The following is a 4,955-nucleotide window of genomic DNA, read 5'->3' as shown; positions in this document are numbered from 1 at the left end:
CTCTCAATGTTATGCGGTATTAATCTTCCTTTCGAAAGGCTATTCCACTCTATGAGGCAGGTTACCCACGTGTTACTCACCCGTCCGCCGCTAATCCGTTTTCCGAAGAAAACTTCATCGCTCGACTTGCATGTGTTAAGCACGCCGCCAGCGTTCATCCTGAGCCAGGATCAAACTCTCAATTTAAAAGTTTAATCTATACTCATATTACTTGTTAAAAGAATTGCTGGTTTTTGTTAATATCTTCTGTTTAATTTTCAAAGACCATTTCCTCATCGCCTTCAAGCGACTAGTTTAGTATATCATCACTTTTGAACTTTGTCAACAACTTTTTTCAAAACCTTTAATTTGTTTTGTTGAGTTATTAACTTGTATCTCAGTGACGATATTCATCTTATCACTTATATTATTTCTCTGTATTAAGTATATATCTATTTATTAAATTTATTATTAATTTACTTCATATTTCATTAATATACGATATAATTCATATATTGATACGCCTGGAAAAGTTTAAATGGTTTTTTTACATATTTATTGCTATTATGTATTTTTTAGTATTTATAATTAAATACTTTATTTTTATTATGTTATATATAATTTTTTTAGTTGATTTTATATTTAGTTATATTTTTTAAAGTATTTTACTATTATATTTATTTCTATTTATTCCTTTGTTGTCTACGATTATATTAACTAAATACTTCTCTTTATTTGAATTTAATAAATTTAAATACTATAATTTTTATATAGTTCATTTGAAGGAGGCTCTATTCATGCCTAAGATAATAAAAAATGCTCGTGAAGATCTTTTAATAGAAGGAAAAAAACAATTGCTTTCTAGCGGTTATATAAATTTAAATATACGAAATATTACTAAAGAATGTAATATAGGGACTGGTACATTCTATAATTATTTTAAGAACAAAGAAAAATTAGTATTTGAAATACTAACAAATGATTGGAATATAATTTTAAATAAATCTACTCAAATAATAAATGATAATATTTCTTTTAGAGAAAAGATTTCTATAATATCTGAAAATATAAATGAGTTTTTAAGCAACTATATACTTATATTTTCTGAAATGAATAAACACACTTCAAAAAATCATCACATTATAGAACCAATGTGTAGTGTGATAAAAAATATTATTGATATTCATATAAAAAAAGGAGAAATTAACCTTAATATTTCATCAAGTAAGTTTTCTTATTTCCTATTAAATAACTTAATTCTTATCTCTAGATCAGATTTAACAATTGATGATATTTTTACATTATTAAATATTTAATATTACTTTTTAGTTTAATTAAGAATATAAAAAAGTTACAATCAATTTAAAAAGTACCCTGTATAATAGACAATTTAAAGAAGTCTATTTTATAGGGTACTTTTATGTATAATTAAATAAACGATTATTAAGAAATATTAAAATTAGTAAAAAATTATTTACAAATAAAAGAATAGCAATATTATCTTAAAATAAATATGTAAAAAAGTAAGCACCAAAATAATCACATATGATAAAAAATTTAAAATATTATTTATATTAGAAAATGAAAATGGTAAGTACCAAGGCAAATATTTGTATAATGCATCTGTTTTACAAATATTATCAATATACAAATCTGATTTTTCAAATTAAACTTAAAGAAAATTGAATATTACATTCTATATCTAGACATTGAAATTGTTTTGATAATTCCCCGTAAGAATCCTTCTTTGGACATTTAAAATATGAAACATATATTAACTTTTGAAGAACTACAAAAAGAACTAGATGATTATAATAATAACTATATACCTCAATGGAATTAAAAAAAGATGAATCCTGTTAATTACAGAAATCATCTTTTTTTATGTTGAACAGGCCTTTTTAAACTATCCCTAACAAAGGATACAATTTAATTAGCTTATAACTTTTTATATTTTCAATTTAAATTATAATTTAAAATTAAAGTAATTTCTTCATTTGACTCGCTAAAGGATCTGCTAATGTTCCCATTATAACTTGAACATTTTTTCCATCTAGCTTCATTACTCCACTAGCTCCTGCTTTCTTAAGAGCAGCTTCATCTATTATAGAAGCATCTTTTAATGTTAATCTTAATCTAGTTATACAATTGTCTAAAACTTCTATATTTTCTTTTCCACCAAGCGCAGCTAAAACAATATCTGCTTTTTCTGCTAATGTACCACCTTTTGATGGATTATTTCCTGATGCTGAAACTCTTGTACCATTAGATTCTGTTTCTTCAAAATTATCATCATCAAAATCATCTTCTCTACCTGGTGTTTTAAGATTGAATTTCTTAATAAAGAATACAAATAAAAAATAGTAAATTACAAATGCAACTGCACCCATTAACAATAACATAAATTGATTTTGACCTTTACCAAAGTATAGTATGTAGTCAATTAAGCCACCTGAAAAACTAAAAGCCAAGTGAACATTTAATACATATGCAACTGCTAATGATATACCTGTTAATACTGCATGTATGAAGTATAAAACTGGTGATAAGAACATAAATGAGAATTCAATTGGTTCCGTTATACCAGTTATTAAAGCTGTTAATGCTAATGATAAGAACATACCTCCAACAATGGCTTTATTTTTCTTTTTAGCACACATATACATTGCTAAACATGCTGCTGGTAAACCAAACATCATTATTGGATAGAAACCTGCAGTATAAACTCCTGCTGTTGGATCTCCTGCTAGATATCTTGTAATATCACCTGTGGCTATTTGTCCAGTAATAGGATCTTTAAAACTTCCTAATTGGAACCAAATTACTGTATTCATAACATGGTGTAATCCGATTGGTATTAATAATCTATTTAAGAATCCATATATTCCAGCACCTAAAGCCCCACCTGTAACCATTATATCAGCAAATCCATCTAATCCTGCTTGGAATGTTGGCCATGTATATCCAAAGAATATTCCTAAGACAACACATACTGCTGAAGTTATTATTGGAACAAATCTCTTTCCACCAAAGAATCCCAAGAATTGAGGAACTTGAATATCTTTAAACTTATTATATAAAAGCCCTCCAGTAACACCTGCTACAACACCACCGAATGCACTCATATTTATAGATGGATCAAATGCCTTTGCAACCCCGGTCATAACTAAATATCCTAAAAGACCTGCTAGACCTCCAACTCCATTATTATCTTCTGAAAGACCAAAACCAATCCCAACAGAAAAAAGCATTGCCATATTATTTCCAAAAGCAGCTCCTCCTGCAGCTTTCAACCAAGGAAGATTTAATAAATCCTTGTCTCCAAGTCTTAATAATATTCCTAATGCAGGCATTACTGCTATAGGAACCATTAATGCTTTACCTATTCTTTGTAAAAAGCCTAGGATTTTCGAACTTTTTTTACTCATTTTCATTCCTCCTTATAAGTTTCCTCGCTTATTATTAAGCTTTTGTCTGTCTTTAAAGTCTGTTTCTCTAAAAACTTTAAGGTATTCTAATTTTATCACTAATTTGATATAAATAATATTTATTTGCTCCTTTTATGAATACCTATGTAAAAATTTTTCTAAAATATTAAATAAGTATTATAAATTTATACTATTTTATATTTTTAAAATTTTTTATATAGATATTCATTATTTTATATACTAGATATTTATAACTATTTATAATCAATTTAATAATTGCTAATTTTACACATAAAAAAAGCTGAAAAGAATATAGTACTTCTTTTCAGCTAATATCCAAATTTAATGGTTATACGCTTACAATAAATTATTAATACTCTATTTAAATTGTTTACATTTACATATTACTATATATTTTTTGACATGTCAACTAAAAAAATTAAATATTTGTTAATAATAATTTTCATCCTATATAGCAAACAAAACTTATACAATATAAGTATACTTCTATAAGTCAATACTATTGTATGACAATAGTATTGACTTATAAAAGTAAAAACTATATAATATAAATATAACATGTTACTGTTAAATCAGGCATAAGTTCTACTAAACTTATGCCTGTTTTTTTATATTTGATTCTATATATAGAAAGGAAGTGAACTTCTTAACCTTAAAATAGGATAAGAAAATTAATATGTTTGGATTTTTTAAAAAAGATTTAAAATTAGTTGCTCCTGCAACTGGAAAAACTATCGATTTATCACAAGTACCAGATCAAGTTTTCGCTGAAAAAATGGCTGGTGATGGAGTTGCAATAGAAATAACTGGTGATACAATAGTTGCTCCTGCTGATGGAGAATTATCATTAATATTCAAAACTAATCATGCTTTTGCTATGACACTAAGTAATGGTATCGAATTATTAGTCCACGTTGGTATAGATACCGTATCTTTAGAAGGAGAAGGCTTTGAAAGATTAACTGAGCCAGGACAACAAGTTAAAGCTGGTACTCCAATCTTAAAAATAGATAGAGAGTTTATATTAGGGAAAGGCTTAAAATTACACACTCCTGTTTTGATAACTAACCCAGATATCATAAAAGAAATGAAACCCGTTATAGGTGAAACAGTTACTGCTGGAAATGATACTGTTTTAACTTATAAAGTTAAATAATAAAAAGCTGACCAATTGGTCAGCTTTTTATATTATAATTAAATCTTTGTATCTTATTCTTTAAAAATTAAGTTATATTAAACATATCTTAAATATACTCTAATCAATATTATCTATGTAAACATATTTAATCGCGTGATTTTCAATTTTACACTTTATACCATATATATTTACAGTAATTAGATACTAATAAAAAGCATTTTAATTAAAAATTATAATATATATGTTCTTACAAAAAAACTCTCTTAAATTAATAAGAGAGTTTTGGTGATCTGCCAGGGAATCGAACCCTGGACACCGTGATTAAAAGTCACGTGCTCTACCGACTGAGCTAGCAAATCATAAAAAACCTGGCGACCACTTACTCTCCC

Annotated in this window: 3 protein-coding genes, 1 tRNA gene, 1 rRNA gene and 2 pseudogenes; 4 read left to right on the top strand and 3 right to left on the bottom strand. The window is 26.4% G+C overall.

Translation table 11 applies throughout. The features are described from left to right. Positions 1-186: ribosomal RNA gene (locus Q1K13_RS06880) — 16S ribosomal RNA — on the bottom strand; the annotation flags it as partial. 590 nt (positions 187-776) lie between these two features. On the opposite strand from Q1K13_RS06880, the gene Q1K13_RS06875 reads away from it, so the two are divergent. The 3 genes and pseudogenes from Q1K13_RS06875 to Q1K13_RS06870 form a co-directional block, all read left to right on the top strand. Then, positions 777-1,295 carry a TetR/AcrR family transcriptional regulator gene (locus Q1K13_RS06875; RefSeq protein WP_300348764.1) on the top strand — a complete coding sequence of 173 codons (519 nt, stop codon included), beginning with the start codon at positions 777-779 and terminating at the stop codon, positions 1,293-1,295. Between the two features lie 142 nt (positions 1,296-1,437). Further along, a pseudogene (locus Q1K13_RS13075) lies at positions 1,438-1,586 on the top strand (IS3 family transposase); the annotation flags it as partial. 37 nt (positions 1,587-1,623) lie between these two features. After that, positions 1,624-1,822: pseudogene (locus tag Q1K13_RS06870) on the top strand (IS3 family transposase); the annotation flags it as partial. A gap of 136 nt (positions 1,823-1,958) precedes the next feature. On the opposite strand, the gene nagE reads toward Q1K13_RS06870, so the two are convergent. After that, on the bottom strand, positions 1,959-3,407 hold the full coding sequence (nagE, locus tag Q1K13_RS06865) for an N-acetylglucosamine-specific PTS transporter subunit IIBC (RefSeq protein WP_300348762.1): 1,449 nt from the start codon (positions 3,405-3,407) through the stop codon (positions 1,959-1,961). A gap of 697 nt (positions 3,408-4,104) precedes the next feature. On the opposite strand from nagE, the gene Q1K13_RS06860 reads away from it, so the two are divergent. Continuing rightward, positions 4,105-4,584, top strand: a complete 480-nt coding sequence (locus Q1K13_RS06860; RefSeq protein WP_300348760.1) for a PTS sugar transporter subunit IIA — start codon at positions 4,105-4,107, stop codon at positions 4,582-4,584. Positions 4,585-4,849: 265 nt separating this feature from the next. Here the strand turns inward: Q1K13_RS06860 and Q1K13_RS06855 are convergent. Continuing rightward, positions 4,850-4,925, bottom strand: a tRNA-Lys gene (locus Q1K13_RS06855). Positions 4,926-4,955: the final 30 nt, after the last annotated feature.

It is taken from the genome of Clostridium sp. (assembly GCF_029267215.1).
Lineage (GTDB): Bacteria > Bacillota > Clostridia > Clostridiales > Clostridiaceae > Sarcina.
Note: the sequence above shows the minus strand (reverse complement) of the source record. Positions and strands in the feature narration are given on the sequence as shown.